We start from the raw sequence: 20,044 nt of genomic DNA on the forward strand, positions 1-20,044 counted from the left end.
TCATTTCACCGGTGCCGGCGCGGCAGGTTCCGCGGGTTTGGCGGCGGGCTCGATCTTGATGCCGCGTTCGGCGAAACGGGCCTTGAGCCGCTGATCGAGCTTGGGCCCGAGCGTCTTGGCCCAGCGCTGACCGACCTGCATGCCTTCCTGCGCCATCATCGGCAGGACCGACGTGGCTTTCTTCCCCAGCGGCGACGTGTAGAAGGTGAGCAGCCCCTTGATCTCGTCGTGCGTGAGGTACTTGTGGAAGATCGGGATCATCTGCTCGATGTAGCCGCCCTTGGCGGACATCTCCTCGCCCACGACCTTGTTGACCTCCTCGCCGATGATGGTGAACGCCTCCTGAGGGACGTCGGGCCGCGTGTTCTTGAGGCCCTGGGTGATCTGGGCGACCGCCGACTGCGAGACGAGCTGCCCGATGCGCAATGCGCCGGTGACGTCCATCAGCCGGCGGATGTCGGACGTCTTTTCAGCGGTGAGCGATTCTGCGGCCCAGGCAGGCATGGCGAGGCACGCGCATGCAGTCAGGCAAAGGGTGACGAGGGTTCGTTTCATCGAAGGCTCCGGCGCGATGCGTTCAAGTTGAATCCGATTGGACTTCAGGGCGGCTGCGGGGTTGCAGCCGGGTCGACCAAGGATGATCGTCGTGCACGGATGCCGCCGCAGCCGGAAACGGGCGATGGCAAGGCGGTGGGCGAAGACGGAACCGGACCCCGGCTGCAGTCGTGCACATCGATCGGTCCTTCCTTCGAGCGGGCGCCGTTTCGACGGCGGCGCTCCGCTCGCGAAAGAGGGCGGACCCTCAGACGAGTTTCACGAGCTGCTTGCCGAAGTTGCGTCCGGCCAGCAGTCCGATGAAGGCAGTGGGCGCGTTCTGCAGACCTTCGGCCACGCTCTCCCGGTACTTGATCCTGCCCTGCGAGACGAGCGCCCCGAGGCGGGCGATGGCGCGCTGATAGAGATCCATGCGGTCGCTCACGATGAACCCCTGCAGACGCACGCGGTTCACCAGGAGCGAACGCATCAGCTTGACCCCGTATGCCTCTTCGAGGTTGTAGTCGGAGATCATGCCGCACAGCGCGATGCGGGAGAACGGATTGAGCACGCGGAAGACGGTATCCATGGTCGGCCCGCCCACGTTCTCGAAATAGCAGTCCACCCCCGCAGGGCAGGCGGCCCGGAGATCCTCGTAGAGGCGGCCGGCCTTGTAGTCGATGCAGGCATCGAAGCCCAGTTCCTTCACCACGTATTCGCATTTCATCCGGCCGCCGGCGATGCCGACGGTCGGGCACCCCTGCATCTTCGCGAGTTGCCCGACCACGCTGCCGACCGCGCCGGACGCCGCCGACACGAGGACGGTCTCTCCCGCGATCGGCTCGCAGTGCTCGAACAGACCGATCCACGCCGTGGCACCCGGCATGCCCACGACCCCGAGGTACGCGGACAGCGGAACGAGCTGCGGATCCACCCGGGTCACCGACTCGCCGGCCACGGCGGCATAGAGTTGCCAGCCCGTGTTGCCGACCACGAAGTCCCCTGCCTTGACGCGAGGGTGGTTCGATTCGAGCACCTCCCCGACGGTGCCGCCGGTCATCACGTCGCCGATCTCCACCGCCGCCGCGTAGGACTTCGACGCGTTCATCCGGCCGCGCATGTAGGGGTCGAGAGACAGCCAGTGATTGCGGACGAGAATCTCACCGGGTCCGGGCACCGGGAGCTCGCGCTCCACGATCTGGAAGTTCGCTTCCGTGACGGCGGCCTTGGGTCGGCTCGCCAGAAGGACCTGCATGTTCTTGCTCATGGGGAAATCTCGAGTGACGTTGGGGACCATTCTAAGCCACCGCCGTGTCGTCACGAACCGGCGCGATTCCCGTTCTCTTGAACTCGTGGCGCGCGTGACCGAAGATGCCGTGGCGTCACGGGGCGAACGGCATGATGCGGACCGCCGCAATGGCGCGCCGCCTGCCGATGCATGCGGCCTTCTTCGAAGGGACGTTTCATGACACCCCTGGTGCTTCTTCCCGGACTCCTCTGCGACGCCGAAGTGTGGGCCGCGCAGACCGCGGGCCTCGCCGACGTGGCCGATTGCCGGGTGGCGGACCTCACAAGGGACGATTCCATGTCCGGAATGGCCGCCCGCGTGCTGAAGGAGGCGCCGTCCGGGCGATTCGCCCTGGCGGGCTTCTCCATGGGTGGCTACGTCGCTTTCGAGATCATGCGGCAGGCCCCGGACCGGGTGATGCGGCTCGCACTGCTGGGCACGTCCGCCCGCACCGACTCCGGGGAAAGGCGGGAGGAGCGCCGGCGGTTCATCGAACTGGCACGCCGTCCCCGCCGCTTCATGCCCATCACGCGCGCCATGCTGGGCATGCTCGTGCATCCCTCCCGAACGCGGGAGGAGGCGCTGACCAAGCCGATCATCGACATGGCGGCGCGGGTAGGTGTGCAGGCCTACATCCGGCAGCAGGTCGCCATGCTGGACCGGCCCGACAGCGTCGCGGATCTGCGCGGGATCCGCTGTCCCACGCTCGTGCTGGCGGGAAGGGAAGACGGACGGGCCCCTCCCGCCGTGCAGGAAGAGATCCGCGACGGGATCGAGGGCGCGGAACTCGTCATTCTCGAAAACTGCGGACACATGGCACCCATGGAACGGCCGGAACTCGTCAACGGGGCGATGCGGCGCTGGCTGTCATCTCCGGCCGGGGGGGCTTGAGGGAGACGGGGGCGCTCCAGGACACGGCACGATCGCGAAGGACACGCCGGACCAAGGCCCGATTGCGTGCGCCGTCCCGTGGCCGCGGGAGCGGGCCCTGGCTCGATTGACCCGCGTTTTCCGGGCGTGTTATACACCCGGCCTTCACGCTTTCCGGGCAGTGAGAACGCAAGGGGACACCGCGGCCCCGGCCGGACGGCAGAACATCGCGGGCGGACGCACCGACGTTCGATCGGCGCTTCCGCGATCAGGAGGAACGGCCCATGCCGGCAGTCAGCAGACGAGCCTCGGAGCTCGGCACCGAAAACGCATTCGTGGTCCTGGCGGAGGTGAACGCCCTCATCCGCAGCGGCAAGGACGTCATCTCGTTCTGCATCGGGCAGCCGGACTTCCCCACGCCGGCCAACATCCAGGACGCCGCCGTGACCGCCATCCGCGGCGGCAAGCACGGCTACACGCCGTCGGCGGGCATCAACGAACTGCGCGAGGCCGTCGTGCGCGACGTGCGCCGCACTCGCGGGCTCGAAGTTGACGCGGCGGACGTGGTGGTCGCGGCGGGCGCCAAACCCTTCATCGGCTACTCGGTGCTGTCGGTGACCGACTACGGCGCGGGGGACGAGGTGATCTACCCCAATCCCGGTTTCCCGATCTACGAATCGCAGATCAAGGCCAACGGTGCCGTGCCCGTGCCCATTCACCTGCGCGAGTCCCGCAACTTCAACTTCGATCCGCAGGAGCTGGCCGACAAGATCACGCCGCGCACGAAGCTGCTCATCCTCAACTCCCCGCACAATCCCACGGGCGGAATCATCCCGCGCGGCCAGATGGAGGCGATCGCCGACATCCTGCGCAAGCACGAGCAGATCTGGGTCTTCGCCGACGAGATCTACGGTAGGCTCGTCTACGAAGGCGAATTCGTGTCCATCGCGACGCTCCCCGGCATGCTGGAGCGCACGATCATCGCGGACGGCTGCTCCAAGACGTGGGCCATGACCGGCTGGCGGCTGGGGTTTGCGGTGAACCGCAAGCTCGCGCCCTACTTCACGACGTGGATCACCAATACCGAGTCGTGCGCCTCGCAGATCAGCCAATGGGCGGCAGTCGAGGCGCTGGATGGTCCCCAGGACGACGCGCTGCGCATGCGCGACAGCTTTCTGCAGCGCCGCGACCTGATCGTGCGGTTGCTGAACCAGGTGCCCGGCGTCACGTGCCAGAACCCGGGCGGTGCCTTCTATGCGTGGCCCAACGTGACCGAAGCGTGCCGCATGATCGGCGCGCGCGATTCCGAGGAACTGCGCGCCCGGCTGCTGCACGAGGCCGGCGTGGCAGTGCTCGCGGACATCCACTTCGGCCCCCGCGTACCCGACGAAGGCCAGCACATCCGCTTCAGCTACGCGGCGTCCAACGAGGCCATCGAGAAGGGTGTGGCCCGGATGGCGGACTTCATCCGGCGCAACACGCGCTCGACCGCCGCGGCCTGATCCGCCGGCTCGAGATGCCCCTGCGGCACTTCCCTGGACAGCGGACTTCCCCGGTCCGGGGAAAGGCCGCGCCCCTGGCGCGCGTCACACCTGTCGCCGGAATGGTCGCGCGGCTGCTTCGGCGCTCCGGGATGCCCCTCGTGCTCTCGCTGTCGCTTTCCCTGACCGGTTGCGCGTGGTGGCAGAAGGCGATGGAACGCGCGACGGCCAGGGACGGCGGCAGCCTTCCGTACGCGACACTCGAGAACACCCGGTGGCAGCTTCAGTCGGCCATGCTGGGCGGCACGGCCGTCGCCATACCGCGGCCGGACCGGTATTCCGTCGAGTTCCAGGAGCACCACCGCATCCTCGTGCGCGCCGACTGCAACCGTGGACTCGGTGCATGGAGCGCGGAGGGGGCGAACCTGTCCGTCGGTCCGGTGAGCTATACCCGGACCACGTGCGCGGTCGGGTCCCTGGGCAGTCGCTTCGCGGATTCGGTCCGGAATGCGCGGTCGTGGTACATCCGCGATGGAATGCTGTTCCTGGAGTTGCCGGGCGCAGGTGACGTCCTGAGGTTCGCGCAGGACGTCCCCAAGTCCTGAACGACCGCCGCCCGCAGCTCGAGCGATCGAACCCCGGCGCCGGAATTTCAGGCCGAGGCGATTTCGCGGGCTGCCCCCAGGCACGAACGAGCGCTCTGTCCAGGCCCGACGGCCCGGGGAAGAACCGGTGCGGGTGCGCGCGTCAGAGCTCGCGCAGCGTCGCCGGCTTTCGTCCCAGGGCTTCGCACCGCTGACACCACCGCCCCTCGAGGGCGCCGTCCACGCCGAAGAAGTGCGCAGGAATCTGCGTGGGCTCGACCGGCATGCCGCACAGCGACCGGTCCGGCGAGGCGCCCGCGGAGAAATGGAATTCGAAGCCGTGCTCGACCGCACGGCTGGCTATCAGAAGATCGTCCCTCACGTCCGCTCCCGGCACAGGCTCACAGGCGCGGGGGTTTGCCGTGGTTCTGTTCCTGCCGCGTCTGACAGGCGACGCACCGGTCGGCCGTGGGGTACGCCATCAGGCGGGCGAAGGCGATGGCGCTTCCGCAGTCGGTGCAGTCGCCGTATGTCCCATCGGCCAACCGGGTCAGGGCCGATTCCGTGGCACGCAGTTCGTTGATCTCGCGGTCCAGGCGGGCCGCGCTCACGTCGGCCAGCACGTCCGCAACCGCCTCGTCGGCGGCGTCGTGCACCCGTCCGGCGAGCTCAGCGATGCTCTGGTCGCCGCTCTCCTGCAATCCTGTGCGGATCTCCGTTACGAGTTGCCGTCGTTGTGCCGCGAGGGCCTTCTCCAGTTCCGTCTTCGGGGGTGGTGAGTGTGGTCATGTTGCGATCCTCGTGATGTGCCGGGGCCGGACCGGTCCGGCGGGCGGAATGCCGTCGGCCCCTTCTCCGAAAACATGTTCGTCCGTCTGTGGCGGGGCCGAACTGATCTGCGTCAATGAAGGCGCGGCTCTTGCTCGTCGCGAGCGCGCATCGGTATGCTGACTGCGTTCACGGGGGGCCGGTTCCGCTGGCATTGATCGGGCCTTCCCTGACGGCCATTATGCAGGCGTGCGCCGGCGCTGCGGCGCGTTGATCGCAGCAGCGCGCCCGGTCGCCTGCCGCCCCTTGTCACGAACGTCGCAATGCGCGCGGCCGCGGGTGCGATCGCACGGATGCAGGGCCATGTGAGGAGTTCCCCTTTGTTGAGCAGAGTTCTCGTTCGTTTCGGTGCGGCCGCGCTGTTCGCCTGCACGGTGCTGGCGGCTTTCCCGCTTCGCGCGGAGGTCTTCGATCTGGTGATCGAGCACGGCCGGGTGATCGACCCTGAATCCGGACTGGACGCCGTGCGGCACGTCGGCATTCAGGGCGGTGTCATCCGTGCCGTGAGCGAGAACCCCCTGCTCGGCAGGCGCACCATCGACGCATCGGGGCTCGTGGTGGCGCCGGGTTTCATCGATCTGCACTGGCACGGGGTCAAGCCCGAGTCGCACCGCTATCAGGCCATGGACGGTGTCACCGCGTCGTTCGAACTCGAAGTGGGCGTGGCCGACGTGGACCAGTGGTATCGCAGCCGCGAAGGCCGGGAACCCATCCACTATGGCGTTGCCGTCGGGCACATACCGGTGCGGATGGCCGTGAAGGGCGACACCGGTGAATTCCTGCCGAGCGGTCCCGGTGCCAAGGCGGAGTTGACGCCCGACGATCTGGCCGAGGTGCTTCGCCGCATGGACGAGGGCCTGCGGCGAGGCGCCGTCGCCGTGGGGCTGGGCATCGTCTACACGCCCGCGGCGAATTCCTGGGAACTGCTGGAAGTCTTCCGGCTCGCGGCCCGCCACGGGGCCTTCACGCACGTCCACGTGCGCGGCGCATCCAGCGCGGCGGGCGCCGGGGCGGACCGGGAGGCGGGTCTGCTGGAGGTGATCGCCCTGTCGGCTGCCACCGGGGCGCCCGTTCACGTCGCGCACATCCAGAGCAGCGGTCAGGGGTCGACGTCCCGCATGCTGCAGATCATCCAGGACGCGCGTTCGCACGGACTGGACGTGACGACGGAGTGCTACCCGTATACCGCCGGGGCGACACGGATCGAATCCTTCCTGTTCGACACCTGGTACGAGCGGCCCGATGCGGACTATGCCAAGCTCCAGTGGATGAAGACGGGCGAGCGGCTCACGCGGGAATCGTTCCGGCGCTATCGCGAACAGGGAGGCCTGGTGCTGATCCACGCCAATACCGAGGACGTCGTGCGGGCTGCCGTCGCGAGCCCCCTGACGATGATCGCGAGCGACGGCTTCGACGTGTCGCCGGGCGAGGGGCATCCGCGGTCGGCAGGGACCTTCTCGCGGATCCTCGGGCGCTACGTGCGCGAGGAAAACCTGCTGACTCTTCCCCAGGCGCTCGCCAAGATGACGCTGGAGCCTGCGCGGCGGTTGCAGGGCCGGGTCCCCAGCATGCGGAACAAGGGCCGCATCCGGGAGGGCGCCGACGCCGACATCACGATCTTCGACGCGGCACGGATTGCCGACCGCGCGACTTACGAGCAGCCGGACCGCTATTCGGAAGGCATCGAGTACGTGCTGGTGGAAGGCGAGGCCGTCGTCTTCAAGGGCCGGTTCAACGAGAACCTTCGCCGCGGGCGCGCGATCCGGGCACCGCAGCGATGAGCGATTCGCCGGAGCAGTCGTCGCGAGACCCACGTCCCCTGGTCGCGCACGTGATCCACAGGCTTTCGGTGGGCGGGCTCGAGAACGGGCTCGTCAATCTCATCAACCGCCTGCCGGAGTCCGGCTGGCGGCACGCGATCGTCTGCATCGAGGACTACACCGACTTCAGCGCGCGCATCCGGCGCAGCGACGTCCGGCTGTTCGCGATGAATCGCAGTTCGCAGGGCGTGAGAAGGATGCGCTGGTCGCTGTTCAGGCTGTTCCGCAGCCTGCGTCCGGACATCGTGCACACCCGCAACATGTCGGCTCTCGACGCGCTGCTTCCCGCCATGCTCGCGGGTGTGCGCCATCGCGTCCACGGCGAGCACGGGCGCGATGCCGACGATCCGAACGGCGAGAACCGCAAGAACATCCTGCTGCGCAAGCTGCATCGCCCGCTGATCGGGCACTACATCACGGTCTCCCGCGATCTGCAGCGCTATCTCGTCGACCGGATCGCCGTTCCCCCCGAGCGCATCACGCAGATCTACAACGGTGTGGACACCACTCGCTTTTCGCCCGCGGGCCCTTCCTTGCTGCCGGTCGCCCCCGAAGGTTTCGATGTGCACGGACGCATGGTCATCGGAACCGTCGGACGCATGGACCCGGTCAAGGATCAGGTCTCCCTCCTGCGGGCCGCGGCGCGGCTTCTTTCGGCCCATCCGGACTGGCGCAGCCGGCTGCGGGTGATGATCGTCGGAGATGGATCGCTCATGAACGACCTCCGCGTGCTCGCGCAGTCGTTGGGCATCGGGTCGCTGGTCTGGTTTCCCGGCGCCACCGACCGCGTGGCCGACGCTCTGCGGTCCCTGGACGTCTTCGTGCTCCCCTCTCTCGGCGAAGGCATCTCCAACACCATCCTGGAGTCGATGGCCACCGGCCTGCCCATCGTCGCCACGCGGGTCGGAGGCAATCCCGAACTGGTGGAGGAGGGACGCTTCGGTCATCTGTATCCGGCCACGGACGAAACGCGGCTGGCGGAACTTCTGGAAAGCTACCTCGCGGACGAGCAACTGCGCCGCACGCATGGCGCTGCAGCGCGCGACGCGGCACTCGCCCGGTTCAGTCTGGACGCGATGATGCAAGGCTACAGCGGCGTCTATCGCCGCTGCCTCTGAGCTGCCGGAAGCGCTGCCGCGCGCAGCTCCATCGTGTGCTGCCCTGTGTCCAGGCGCTCCTGCCTGCGCCATTCGCGAATCGCGAATACAATGCCCCCTTGAATCGCTGCTGGGCCCGCCGGGCCGGATGCGAGGTGTCCGTTGCTCAAACCCCAGGATGTCCTGCTGTTGCTGAAGATCGTCGCCCGCGGGCCGGAACCGTGGAGCTACAGCCAGCTTGCGTGGGAACTCGGGATGTCGGCTTCGGAAGTGCACGCGGGCGTGCGCAGGACGGCGGAGTCCGGTTTGCTGCATGTCGACCAGGGGTGGGGCGTGCCGGATGCGCGTGGTCTCGACGAATTCCTGGTCCACGGCGTTCGCTATGTGTGGGCGGCGAGGCCGGGCGGGTTGGTGATGGGCATTCCCACCGGGGCGGCTGCGGAGCCGCTCGCCTCGGCGCTGCCGTCGACAGGCGATCCCCCGACCGTGTGGCCGGATCCGGACGGCGGTCTGCGCGGTCTGTCGCTCGAACCGCTCTACAAGTCGGTGCCGGTGGCCGCGCGCCGCGATCCGGTGCTGCACGAACTGCTCGCGCTGGTGGACGGCATTCGCAGCGGTCCGGATCGCGTGCGGGATCTGGCCGTGCGCCAACTGCGGAAGCGGCTGGGAACTTCAGGGGCCGGCGTGCTTTCCCAGGTCCGCACCCTGCGCGGCGGCGGTGCGGCCTCCACTTCGAACACATACCAAAATGGCAAAGAAAAGCGGCGGTTACACCGCTGAAGACATAGAAATCCTGGAAGACCTCGCGCCGATCCTGCATCGGCCGGGCATGTACACGGACCCCGTCAACCCCAACCACGCGCTGGTCGAGATCATCGACAACGCGGCGGACGAGGGTCTCGCCGGATTCGCCAGGGCCGTCATGGTCACGCTCCACGAGGATGGCTCCGCGGAGGTCACGGACGACGGACGCGGCATACCCGTCGACGTCCATCCGGTGAAGAAGGTCCCGGCCGTGCAGGTGATCTTCACCACGCTGCATTCCGGCGGCAAGTTCCGCAAGACCGACAAGGATGCCGTCTATCGCATTGCGGGGGGGCTTCACGGTGTGGGCGTGTGCGTGAGCAACGCGCTTTCCACGCGGCTGGAAGTGGACGTCAAGCGCGAAGGGGAGGCGTGGCGGATCGTCTTCGGCGACAACGGCAAGGTGAAGGAACCGTTGCGCCGCACCGGCGACGCCGGTCCGCGCGAGAGCGGTACGCGCATCCGCTTCTGGCCTGATGCAAGGTATTTCGACTCGCCGAGATTCGTGCCGGCCGACCTGGCGGCGCTGCTGCGGGCCAAGGCCATGCTCCTGCCTGGCGTGCGCTTCACGCTGCGTGTGGAGAAGGCCGGCAAGTTCGAGTCGACCAACTGGCATTTCCCGGACGGCATCCGCGGCTACTTCTCCAGCGCGCTGAGCGGGGCCGAGCCGGTCGCCGTGCCGTTCCTCGGAGAGCGCTACGTCACGGCGCAATCCGAGAGCGACAGCTTCGCGGAAGGCGAAGGCGCGATGTGGGCGATCGCCTGGACGCCCGATGGCGAGATCACGGCGGAGTCCTACGTCAACATGATTCCCACGCGTCACGGCGGCACGCACGTGTCCGGCCTGCGCGAGGGCGTGCACGCGGCGATCCGGAATTTCATCGATCTTCATGCGATGGGTCAGCGCGGCCTCAAGGTCGTGCCCGAAGATGTCTGGTCCCGGGCGAATTTCGTCCTCGCCATCAAGATGCTCGACCCGCAGTTCAAGGGGCAGGTCAAGAACGAGCTCATCTCGCGCGACGCCGTGAAGCTCGTGGCGCAGATGGTGAGGGATCCGTTCGAACTGTGGCTCAACCAGCACGTGGACGAGGGCAAGCGCATCGCGGAACTGGTGATCCGCCAGGCGATGGCCCGCACCCGCGCGGCGCAGAAGGTGGAGCGCCGCAAGAGTTCCGGCGTGGCCGTGCTGCCGGGCAAGCTGACGGACTGCGCCTCCGACGATCCCGACCGCAACGAACTCTTCATCGTGGAAGGCGACTCCGCGGGGGGGTCCGCGAAGCAGGCGCGCGACAAGGAATTCCAGGCGGTGCTGCCGCTCAAGGGAAAGCCCAAGAACACCTGGCAGGACAGCCCCGACACGCTCTACGCGAACAAGGAGATCGAGGCCATTGCACTGGCAATCGGCGTGGATCACCACAAGGGGACGGACTCGCCCGATCTGTCAGGTCTGCGCTACCGCAAGATCATCGTGCTCGCGGACGCGGACGTCGACGGTTCCCACATCCAGGTGCTGCTGCTCACCCTGTTCTTCCGGCACTTTCCCAAGCTCATCGAAGGCGGCCACGTCTTCGTGGCGCAGCCGCCGCTTTTCCGGATCGACGTGCCCGCGCAGGGAAAGAACAAGCCTGCACGCAAGCTCTACGCGCTCGACCGGCAGGAACTGGCGAGCCTGGAGGAGAAGCTCTCCGACGACGGCGTGCGCGAGGGCGCCTGGTCGGTCAGCCGCTTCAAGGGGCTGGGCGAGATGAGTCCGGAACAATTGTGGGAGACCACGCTCAATCCCGACACTCGCCGCATGCTGCCGGTGACCGTGGAGGACGGCCAGCTGGGCGTCTCGACGGACATCTTCAACATGATGATGGCGAGGGAGAACGCGTCGCAGCGCCGGGAATGGATGGAAACCTACGGCAACCTCGTCGACGCGGACATTTCCTGATGGAAAGGCGAATCCTGATGGCGAAAACGGCTTCCACCCGCCACGCAACGCGGTCGGCTCTCTGGATGGCGGCGGTGTTCCTGGGCACGGCGTTCTGCGCCGGCGCCGCACCGACGGCGCGGATCATCGAGTCCGGCCTCTATTCCACCGACCCCGTCGCAGATCCGCCCCGCGGCACGCCGGTGGGACGGTACCGGTTGCTCGAGCGGACGCAGAAGGTCCCGTTGCGGCTGGGCGTACGCTTCGGTTTCTGCGCGCAGTTCGAAGGTGTCGAGGTGGAAGGAAAGTACATGCTTACCGAGATCGTGCGGCATCCGCTCATGGTTCAGCCGAGCGGGATCGAGATCACCGGATGGAACGTTCCGCGCATGTTGAACGTCGAGAACGGGCGGGGCATCTGGTGCGAGAGCCACGTGCTCACCCAGCCGCACGAACTCGTGCCGGGACGTTGGCGCTTCGTCGTGGGCGATGCCGATGCGGACCTCGTGGTCGAGGAATTCGACGCGGTCCCGGCGGGCAATCCGTGAGGCTCTCCGGCAGATCGACCTCCGCGAGCGGCCCTCTCTCAAATGAATCGACGTCTGCCGGGACGGCAGGCGGCAAGGAACACTGACCCATGGAAGGACCCAAGGACCAAGGCGATCTGTTCGATGGTACGGAAGGGGGCACCGCGGTTGCGGATTTCCCTCAAGCTGCCGTCGTGACGGAAGGCGCGAGCGCTCCCGAATCACTCGCAGGCGACATGGCAGATGTGCCCGCTGCGGTGATGCCCGAAGCGCCGAAGACCGGCGATGTCGTCGCGGCAGGCGGCTCCGGCGACGGCAGGTTGCCGCCCCATTTTGCACCGATGAGTGGCGAGTTCGGCGACGCCTTGCCGATCGGCAAGTACGCGTCCCTGCAGTATCTCCAGTACGCCATTGCGACGGTGAAGGATCGCGCGCTGCCGCGAGTGGGCGACGGGCAGAAGCCGGTGCAGGCCCGGATTCTCTACGCGATGTGGGAGATGGGCGGCCGGTCCGGCACGCCACGCAAGAAGTCGCGCGCGTGGTAGGGGATGTGCTGGGCAAGTTCCACCCCACGGAGACGCATCCGTCTACGACGCGCTGGTGCGGATCGCCCAGGACTTCACGCTCCGCTATCCGCTGATCGATGGCGAAGGCAACTTCGGCTCGCGCGACGGCGACGATCCGGCCGCCATGCGGTACACGGAAGCTCGGCTCACGCGCTTCGCCGAGGTGCTGCTCGCGGAGCTGGACCAGGGCACCGTCGACTTCGTCCCGAACTACGACGGTTCGACCGAGGAACCGTCGGTACTGCCTGCCCGCCTGCCGGTGCTGCTGCTGAACGGCGCGAGCGGAATCGCGGTGGGAATGGCGACGGAGATCCCGAGCCACAACCTGGTCGAAGTGGGCAATGCCGCCATCGCCATGTTGCGCAATCCGGGGATCGGCGCCGCCGGCCTGATGGAACACATCCAGGGACCCGATTTTCCCGGCGGTGCGCAGATCATCTCGCCGCGCGAGGAGATGATCGCCGCCTACGAGAGCGGGCGCGGGTCCGTGCGGACGCGTGCGCGGTGGACGATCGAACGGCTCGCGCGAGGCCAGTGGCAACTGGTCGTGACGGAACTGCCCCCGGGCACCTCCGCGCGCAAGGTGCTGGAGGAGATCGACGCCCTCACCAATCCGCAGACCAAGCCGGGCAAGAAGTCCCTCACGCCGGAGCAGCAGCGGGAGAAGCAGCTGATGCTTTCCATGCTCGACAAGGCGCGCGACGAGTCCGACCGCACCCATCCCGTTCGCCTGGTGCTGGAGCCCAAGACTTCACGGGTGGACGAGACCGAGTTCGTCAACCTCATGCTGGCGAAGACGAGTCTCGAGAGCAATGTCTCGATCAACATGGTCATGGTCGGTCTGGACGGGCGTCCTACCGGGAAGTCCCTGGCCGTGTTCATGCGCGAGTGGACCGAATTCAGGCTCGAGACGGTGCGCCGGCGTTCCCGGTTCCGCCTGGACCAGGTGCTCGACCGCATCCACGTGCTCGAGGGACGGATGATCGTCCTGCTCAACGTGGATGCCGTGATCAAGGTGATCCGCAACGCGGACGATCCGAAGACCGAGCTGATGTCGGCGTTCTCGCTGACGGAGCGGCAGGCGGAGGATATCCTCGAGATGCGGCTGCGCCAGCTCGCCAAGCTGGAGCATATCAAGATCGAGAAGGAACTGCAGGACCTGGGCAAGGAGCAGAAGGACCTCGACCGCGTGCTCGGTTCGCGCAAGGAACTCGAGAAGCTCGTGATCAAGGAGATCGAGGCCGACATCAGGACTTTCGGCGACGCACGGCGGACCGTGATCGAGGTATCGGAGAAGGCGGTCGCGGCGGCGCCGGTCATCGACGAGCCGCTCACGGTGATCTTCTCGCGCAACGGCTGGGTGCGTGCACGTCAGGGATGGGAAGTGGACCCGGCGACGCTTTCCTTCAAGGAAGGAGACAGCCTCGGCGCGCTGGTCCGCTGCCGCACGGTCGATCCGGTCGTCTTCCTGGATTCGAAGGGGCGCGCCTACAGCATCGCGGCCTCGGAGCTTCCGCCGGGCCGCGGCGATGGAGCCCCGCATCGTCGCTCGTCGAGGGGCAGGACGGTGCCAAGATCCTCCATTGCGTGGGCGGCAGACCCGACACGGCGCTGCTGATTGCTTCCAGCGGCGGTTGCGGTTTTCTCTCCCGCTTGTCCGACATGGTGTCCAATCGCCGCGCAGGCCGGGAATTCCTTGCGCTGGACGAAGGCGAGGTTCCGCTGGCGCCGTTCGTCTACACCGAGGCGCAGGACAACTACATCGCGTGCGTGGCGGACACCGGCAAGCTGCTGCTGGTACGCATCGGCGAGCTCAAGTACCAGGCCAAGGGCGCGGCCTCATTCTCATGGGGCTGGACAAGGGCGACCGGCTGGTCGCCGTCGCCGTCTCAATCGGCCCGAACTCATCGTCCGGGGAACCGGCAGGGGCGGCAAGGAGAAGGATGTGCAGCTTCGACCCAGGGACATGGGCCATTACGCGGGGGCGAGGGCCCAGAAAGGACGCGTGCTGCCGGACAGGCTGAAACCCGCGGAGCTCATCGTCGCTCCGCCATCGGAAGGTCACTGACCCCGCACGCGGTCTCGATTTCGGCATCCGCCGGCATCGAACGCCGACGAGGCCCCGGCTTCAGAAGGACTCCGACCAGGGGCGTACGGAGAGTTCGGATGTCCAGCAGCTGCGGTGTTGCCGATGCAGTTCGAGATAGGTGCGCGAGATCGCGTCCGGATCGAGATCGTTGTCGTCGCGGCGGTCCCCGTTGTATTCGGGGTTCGCGATGGTGCCGTCGATGACGACATGAGCCACGTGAATGCCACGGGGCGAAAGCTCTCGAGCCACGCTGGCGGCGAGCGCCCGCAACCCGAATTTCGCCATGGCCACTGCCGAGTTCTCGGCATCCGCACGGACGCTGGCGGTCCCGCCGGTGAAAAGAAGCGTGCCGCGCCTGCGGGGAATCATCCGCCGCGCTGCCTGCTGGGCCACCAGAAATGCGCCGAAGCACCCGGTGCGCCACGATTCCTCGACCTTGGCGGGGTCCAGCGTGTCGATGGCTCCGCGGTGGCGCGAGCCGACGTTGAACACCACCACTTCGGGGACCAGTCCATCCTGATCGATCTGCGAGAACAGCGAGGCCGTCACCTCAGGATCGGAACACTCGCCGGTATGCACCCGCGCCCCCGTGTCGCGCGACAGCTGGGCCAATCCGCTTCCATCACGAGCCATCAGGATCACCCGCAACCCTTCGAGGGAGAAAAGACGGGCCAGCGATGCGCCGAGACCGTTGCCCGCGCCGACGATGACGGCGGCGGACCGGGGGTTCGTTGACGTTTCCTTCAGCGGCGAATGCACGGGAAGCAGAACGGCCAGGGATCGAGAAGAAAAATTTCGAACGACTTCGGAACCGGACACCACCCTCACAGGAGCGCGGTGTCCGGGTGGGGCCGGACCGGCGAACGGTAAATTCTTCGCGAAAAAATCCGGGTCCCTTGGCGGCTTACATCTGGCCGAACTTCTTCTTCGCGGCGTCGACGCACTTGGTCTTCTCGCCTGCGCTCATCGATTCGCACTTCTTGAGCGCGGCCAGATAGGCCTCGTTGTCGGTCGAGCCGGAGTCCCGCGCGCCGGACGACTGCGACGGATCCGACGTGCCGGGCTGGGCGCTCGGCTGCTGCGTGCCGGATTGCGTGCCGGACTGTGTACCGGACTGCGTACCCGTGGTGTTGTCTGCTGCAACGGCCGCGCCGCCCAGAGACAGACCCAGAAGAAGCGCGCTGATCAGAGAAGTCGTTTTCAACATGATGTCACCTCGTTGTGCGAAGTTTGAAACGATGCGCTCCCGTTGTCCGCGAAACCGGCCGATGCGTTGCGATCGTGAATGCCCGATGCTTCACACGGGCCGGCCCGGAACGTCCGGAGCGCCCGGAGGGACTCGATGCGATGACATTGACATCTGGTCGACAGTCGAAGTCCGTGCCGTCGCTACAGCAGATTCCGCGCCCGCGCAGAGCGCCGTGACGGAGCCCGCATGACTTCGGAGCGGGGAAAGATGGACGGATCGCCGGAAGCGCGCCGTGTCAACAAGAGGAATTTGAACGGCGCAACGCGGGTCGGGATCAGCGGCGTACTGCGGTCAGATTGAGATGTTCAAGTGCGCGTTCGATCGCCGGATCGGCAGGCGGGGCGTCGGTGTCAGCCTCGGGAGTGTTGCCTGCCGGGGTCAGTGAATCGCCCGGGACCGGACGTGGAGAACCGGCGCCGCCGACATCGCGGCGCGCGCCGGCCGAAGCATCCCCCGAACGATTCACGAGGATGTCGGGGGTGATGCCGGTGGACTGAATGGACCTTCCGGAAGGTGTGTAGTAACGGGCGGTGGTGAGCTTCAAGGCCGTTCCATCGCCCAGCGGAATGACAACCTGCACGGACCCCTTGCCGAACGTCTGGGTGCCCACGAGCGTTCCGCGGCGGTAATCCTGAAGCGCGCCGGCGAGAATCTCGGCGGCGGAGGCCGATCCCCCGTTCACCAGAACGACGAGCGGCATGGTCCGGTACGTGGCGGGCAGTTGCCGGACACCCGACACGCCATCGGTGCGGACGAGCATGTTTCCCGGCGTGCGCAGGCTCATGCTCGAGGCCTTCGACGCGCCTTCCGTGTACGTGACGAGCGAATCCGCAGGCAGGAACACGGACGCGACGTCCACGGCCGCGTGCAGCACTCCACCCGGGTTGTCGCGCAGATCGAGCACCAACGCGTTGAGCGGACGCCCCGCATGGGGTGCAATGTCGTTGAGCGCCGACAAGAGATCGTCCACCGTCCTGTCGGTGAACTGCGTGATCTGGACATAAGCAACCGAGGGATCGAGCAAACTCGCGCGCACGCTGGGAGGTGCGATTGCGGCGCGGATGAGCGACAGGACGCGCGGCTGTGCGTCGCCTTCCCGGAACACCGTGAGCTGGACGGGAACGCCCGGCTCGCCGCGTGCCTTCGCGATCGCCTGCTCGAGCGTGAGGCCGCTCACGTCCGTATCGTCCAGCTTGGCGATGAGATCGCCCGGCTGCATGCCTGAGTCGTAAGCGGGCGTCCCCTTTCTTACCTGTATGACCTTGACGAATTTTCCGGAAAGTCCGACTTCCAGTCCCAATCCGCCGAATCGGCCCCGAGTTTCCTCGCGCAGTGCGCGATAGGCGTCCGCGTCGAGAAAACTCGAATGAGGATCGAGTCCCGCGAGGATGCCGCTCAACGCATGGGCATACAGCTTGCCCTCATCCACCGGGTCGACATAGCGTGCCTTGATCTGCTCGACGGCCTTGATGAACGTCGCAGCGGACGTTGTGGTGGCTTCGGCCGCCTGTGCAGTACCGAACACGACCGCGAGGGCTGCGGTCAGCGCTCCGATGCCGGCACGGCGGAGGGCCGTCCGCACACGTGCAAGGTCGACACAGGACTCGTTCAAGATTTTCGCTTCTCCATGCAGTTCGCCGCTTTCCGCAAGAGCTCGATCGCAGCCTCACTCCGAACAACGGTATCGCCGCTGCGGACTTGAGTGCGATGCATGACAGGATCGTGCCTGAGCGGCTTCGTATCGCCTCCCCGGACGAATTCGCCCACGTCGTCCGTATCCTTGCTCCGCCGCATGCCCGCCAGCGTCAATCGTCGTCGTCCATCGTAACGTCGTCGTGCCGTCGAGGTCGACACGGGTCGCGTTCAACCCATGCAGAAAAATCGATAGGATTGGCGCGCCAAGTCTCCGGTGCGCGGACAGTCCGCCCACTGCGGGCTGACGATGGGGACTCATCGACGACAGGGGAGGGAAGATTTCGTGGCGATGTTCAACGCACCGGCGGCGCCGGCACAGGGAAGATTCCCGCGCGATCGGGCGCGGATCTGGATGTTTGCAGGCCTTGTATTGCGGATCGGGCGCGATCCTGCAAGCCGTGTGTGTGCGAAGGCGGGAACGTTGCCGCTGTCTGCCGCCATGGCGAAGAGGGGAGCGGTGCTCGCGGCTGGCCGCCTTTCCGCTGCCATTGCGATGCTGCTCGGAGGTTTCCTGTGGGCAGGCGTTGCCACGGGAGCTCCCCCCGAGAAGCCGCAGGTGGTCATTGCAGTCGGCGGAAAGGCGACACTCTATTACCTGCCGCTCACGCTGGCCGAGCGCCTGGGTTATTTCCGCGACGAAGGACTGCAGGTGGAGATCAGCGACTTTCCTGGCGGTGCCAAGGCCCTTCAGGCACTGATCGGCGGCAGCGCGGACATCGCCTCGGGCGGATACGAGCATACGCTGCAGATGCAGGCCAAGGGACAGAGGCTGCAGGCGTTCGTGCTGCAAGGCAATGCCGCCCTGGCGGTGTCGCTCGTCAAGGGAAAGTTCGACACTTATGCCGGACCGAAGGATCTGCGAGGCAAGCGCATCGGCGTCACGGCTCCCGGGTCCAGCACGCACATGATCATCAATCATCTGCTCGCGTCGGCCCAGCTCAAGCCGGAGGATGTCTCGATCATCGGCGTAGGTACGGGTGCCTCGGCGGTGGGGGCGGCACGCAGCGGCCAGATCGACGTGCTGTCGTCCGTCGAACCCGCGCTCGTGATGCTCGAGCGTTCGGGGGACGCGAAGGTGGTGCACGAGACCTACACGGAATCGGGAGCCACGACGGTGTTTGGGGGACGCATTCCCTCCGCGTCGCTGTATGCCAAGCAGTCGTTCGTACAGAACAATCCCAATACCGTCCAGGCGCTGACGAACGCCATGGTGCGGGCGCTGCGCTGGCTGTCGCAGGCAACGACCGAACAGATCGTCGCGGCGGTGCCGCCGGAATACACCCTGGGAGACCGGGCTTCCTACGTGGCGGCGCTCGAACGGTTGCGGCCGGTGTACTCGCGGGACGGGCGGATTGCGCCCGAGGGCGTGACCTTGGCACATCGGATGGTCGCGGTGCACGATCCTTCGGTCAAGGCAGCGTCCGGTCTGGACGAGAGTGCGACGTTCACGAATGCCTTCGTGGAGAAGGCACGCCCGCGCTGAGGGTGTTTCTCATTATTTGCGAAAGAAATAACAAAATAAGAAAAGAGTCGTTCCTGTCCTAAAGCACGCCGCGTATCGTCCGCGGCAGTTGCCGGGAACGACCCCGCCACGGGGATCGATCACCCGGACGAGACGTGCCGGCCCGTCACGCACCGGCTCTCGACCCATGCCTCCCATCCGATCACTACCGACGGCGTTGCTGCTCTTCGTGTTCACCGCGACTGCGTCCGCGGCCACGCTGCTCAATGCTTCTTACGATCCCACGCGGGAGCTGTATTCGGACATCAACGCCGCGTTCGCCAGACTCTGGCAGTCGCGTACGGGCGAGAAGGTGTCGGTGCGCCAGTCGCATGGTGGCTCCGGCAAGCAGGCCCGTGCGGTCATCGATGGCCTCGAAGCAGATGTCGTGACGCTGGCGCTCGCCTTCGACATCGACGAGATCGCGCGCAGGGCGAAGCTGCTCCCTGCCGACTGGCAGAAGCGCCTGCCGCACAACAGCGCTCCGTACACGTCCACCATCGTCTTCCTGGTCCGGAAGGGGAACCCGAAGGGCATCCGCGACTGGGACGATCTGATCAAGCCAGGCATCGCCGTGATCACTCCCAATCCCAAGACCTCGGGCGGGGCACGCTGGAACTACCTCGCGGCCTGGGCCTATGCGCAGAAGAAGTCCGGCGCGGATGCCGCGAAGTCGCAGGATTTCCTGGCGCGGCTTTACCGGAATGTGCCGGTGCTGGACTCCGGCGCGCGCGGATCGACCACCACGTTCGTGGAGCGCGGCATCGGTGACGTGCTGCTTGCCTGGGAGAACGAGGCCCTGCTTGCCGCGAAGGAACTGGGCCCCGATCGAGTCCAGATCGTCGCGCCCTCGCTCAGCATTCTGGCGGAACCTCCGGTCGCCGTCGTCGATCGCGTCGTGGACCGGCGCGGCACCCGCAAGCTGGCGCAGGCCTACCTGGAATTCCTGTACACCGCCGAAGGACAGGACATCATCGGTGCCAACTACTACCGGCCCGTGACCGACGCGGCGGCAAGGAAGCATGCCGCTCAGTTTCCGAAGGTTGACCTCGTGACCGTCGACGCGGCAGCAGGCGGCTGGGACGCAGCCCACAAGGCGCACTTCGCCGACGGCGGCCTGTTCGATCGCATCTATCAGCCGGGGGCACGATGAAGCCCGCCCGCGCGCAGATCTCGAAGCTGGTCTCCACGGGGCA

At 66.7% G+C, this 20,044-nt stretch carries 17 protein-coding genes and 1 pseudogene; 11 read left to right on the top strand and 7 right to left on the bottom strand.

Translation table 11 applies throughout. From position 1 onward, the window contains the following. Both IPK20_15445 and IPK20_15450 read right to left on the bottom strand, forming a co-directional pair. Entirely contained in the window at window positions 1-555 is a 555-nt protein-coding gene (locus tag IPK20_15445) for a DUF2059 domain-containing protein (GenBank protein ID MBK8017977.1), read from the bottom strand. Between the two features lie 247 nt (window positions 556-802). Next, window positions 803-1,801: an NADP-dependent oxidoreductase gene (locus IPK20_15450; GenBank protein MBK8017978.1), complete on the bottom strand. Its 999-nt coding sequence runs from the start codon at window positions 1,799-1,801 to the stop codon at window positions 803-805. Between the two features lie 198 nt (window positions 1,802-1,999). On the opposite strand from IPK20_15450, the gene IPK20_15455 reads away from it, so the two are divergent. The 3 genes from IPK20_15455 to IPK20_15465 all read left to right on the top strand — a co-directional run bounded on the left by IPK20_15455 (window position 2,000) and on the right by IPK20_15465 (window position 4,778). Then, on the top strand, window positions 2,000-2,713 hold the full coding sequence (locus IPK20_15455) for an alpha/beta hydrolase (GenBank protein ID MBK8017979.1): 714 nt from the start codon (window positions 2,000-2,002) through the stop codon (window positions 2,711-2,713). Between the two features lie 263 nt (window positions 2,714-2,976). Further along, window positions 2,977-4,194, top strand: coding sequence for a pyridoxal phosphate-dependent aminotransferase (locus IPK20_15460; GenBank protein MBK8017980.1), 1,218 nt, complete (start codon window positions 2,977-2,979; stop codon window positions 4,192-4,194). Between the two features lie 131 nt (window positions 4,195-4,325). After that, window positions 4,326-4,778 carry an META domain-containing protein gene (locus tag IPK20_15465; GenBank protein ID MBK8017981.1) on the top strand — a complete coding sequence of 151 codons (453 nt, stop codon included), beginning with the start codon at window positions 4,326-4,328 and terminating at the stop codon, window positions 4,776-4,778. 142 nt (window positions 4,779-4,920) lie between these two features. On the opposite strand, the gene IPK20_15470 is transcribed toward IPK20_15465, so the two are convergent. After that, window positions 4,921-5,139 (bottom strand): hypothetical protein, encoded by a 219-nt coding sequence (locus tag IPK20_15470; GenBank protein MBK8017982.1) that lies wholly within the window; start codon window positions 5,137-5,139, stop codon window positions 4,921-4,923. 19 nt (window positions 5,140-5,158) lie between these two features. Then, complete coding sequence (locus tag IPK20_15475) at window positions 5,159-5,515, bottom strand: TraR/DksA C4-type zinc finger protein (protein MBK8017983.1); 357 nt, start codon at window positions 5,513-5,515, stop codon at window positions 5,159-5,161. Window positions 5,516-5,878: 363 nt separating this feature from the next. On the opposite strand from IPK20_15475, the gene IPK20_15480 reads away from it, so the two are divergent. The 6 genes and pseudogenes from IPK20_15480 to parC all read left to right on the top strand — a co-directional run bounded on the left by IPK20_15480 (window position 5,879) and on the right by parC (window position 14,382). Next, on the top strand, window positions 5,879-7,366 hold the full coding sequence (locus IPK20_15480; protein MBK8017984.1) for an amidohydrolase family protein: 1,488 nt from the start codon (window positions 5,879-5,881) through the stop codon (window positions 7,364-7,366). Further along, window positions 7,363-8,523, top strand: coding sequence for a TIGR03088 family PEP-CTERM/XrtA system glycosyltransferase (locus tag IPK20_15485; protein ID MBK8017985.1), 1,161 nt, complete (start codon window positions 7,363-7,365; stop codon window positions 8,521-8,523). The genes IPK20_15480 and IPK20_15485 overlap by 4 nt, the downstream gene beginning before the upstream one ends. 141 nt (window positions 8,524-8,664) lie before the next feature. Further along, complete coding sequence (locus tag IPK20_15490; protein ID MBK8017986.1) at window positions 8,665-9,282, top strand: hypothetical protein; 618 nt, start codon at window positions 8,665-8,667, stop codon at window positions 9,280-9,282. Continuing rightward, window positions 9,251-11,242 (top strand): type IIA DNA topoisomerase subunit B, encoded by a 1,992-nt coding sequence (locus IPK20_15495; GenBank protein MBK8017987.1) that lies wholly within the window; start codon window positions 9,251-9,253, stop codon window positions 11,240-11,242. The genes IPK20_15490 and IPK20_15495 overlap by 32 nt, the downstream gene beginning before the upstream one ends. Continuing rightward, window positions 11,242-11,769 carry a DUF3859 domain-containing protein gene (locus IPK20_15500; GenBank protein MBK8017988.1) on the top strand — a complete coding sequence of 176 codons (528 nt, stop codon included), beginning with the start codon at window positions 11,242-11,244 and terminating at the stop codon, window positions 11,767-11,769. The genes IPK20_15495 and IPK20_15500 overlap by 1 nt, the downstream gene beginning before the upstream one ends. Before the next feature lie 320 nt (window positions 11,770-12,089). Continuing rightward, a pseudogene (parC, locus tag IPK20_15505) lies at window positions 12,090-14,382 on the top strand (DNA topoisomerase IV subunit A). Between the two features lie 60 nt (window positions 14,383-14,442). Here parC and IPK20_15510 read toward each other — a convergent pair. The 3 genes from IPK20_15510 to IPK20_15520 form a co-directional block, all read right to left on the bottom strand. Next, entirely contained in the window at window positions 14,443-15,150 is a 708-nt protein-coding gene (locus IPK20_15510; GenBank protein ID MBK8017989.1) for an SDR family NAD(P)-dependent oxidoreductase, read from the bottom strand. Between the two features lie 157 nt (window positions 15,151-15,307). Beyond that, the gene (locus IPK20_15515) at window positions 15,308-15,610 is read right to left on the bottom strand and encodes a hypothetical protein (GenBank protein MBK8017990.1); all 303 of its coding nucleotides are present in this window, start codon (window positions 15,608-15,610) and stop codon (window positions 15,308-15,310) included. Between the two features lie 316 nt (window positions 15,611-15,926). After that, the gene (locus IPK20_15520; GenBank protein ID MBK8017991.1) at window positions 15,927-17,264 is read right to left on the bottom strand and encodes a S41 family peptidase; all 1,338 of its coding nucleotides are present in this window, start codon (window positions 17,262-17,264) and stop codon (window positions 15,927-15,929) included. A gap of 522 nt (window positions 17,265-17,786) precedes the next feature. Here IPK20_15520 and IPK20_15525 point away from each other — a divergent pair. Together IPK20_15525 and IPK20_15530 are read left to right on the top strand one after the other, a co-directional pair. Beyond that, window positions 17,787-18,830, top strand: a complete 1,044-nt coding sequence (locus IPK20_15525; protein MBK8017992.1) for an ABC transporter substrate-binding protein — start codon at window positions 17,787-17,789, stop codon at window positions 18,828-18,830. Window positions 18,831-18,996: 166 nt separating this feature from the next. Next, window positions 18,997-20,001 (top strand): sulfate ABC transporter substrate-binding protein, encoded by a 1,005-nt coding sequence (locus IPK20_15530; GenBank protein MBK8017993.1) that lies wholly within the window; start codon window positions 18,997-18,999, stop codon window positions 19,999-20,001. The last annotated feature ends 43 nt before the right edge of the window (window positions 20,002-20,044 follow it).

The sequence above is a fragment of the Betaproteobacteria bacterium genome (genome assembly GCA_016713305.1).
GTDB lineage: Bacteria > Pseudomonadota > Gammaproteobacteria > Burkholderiales.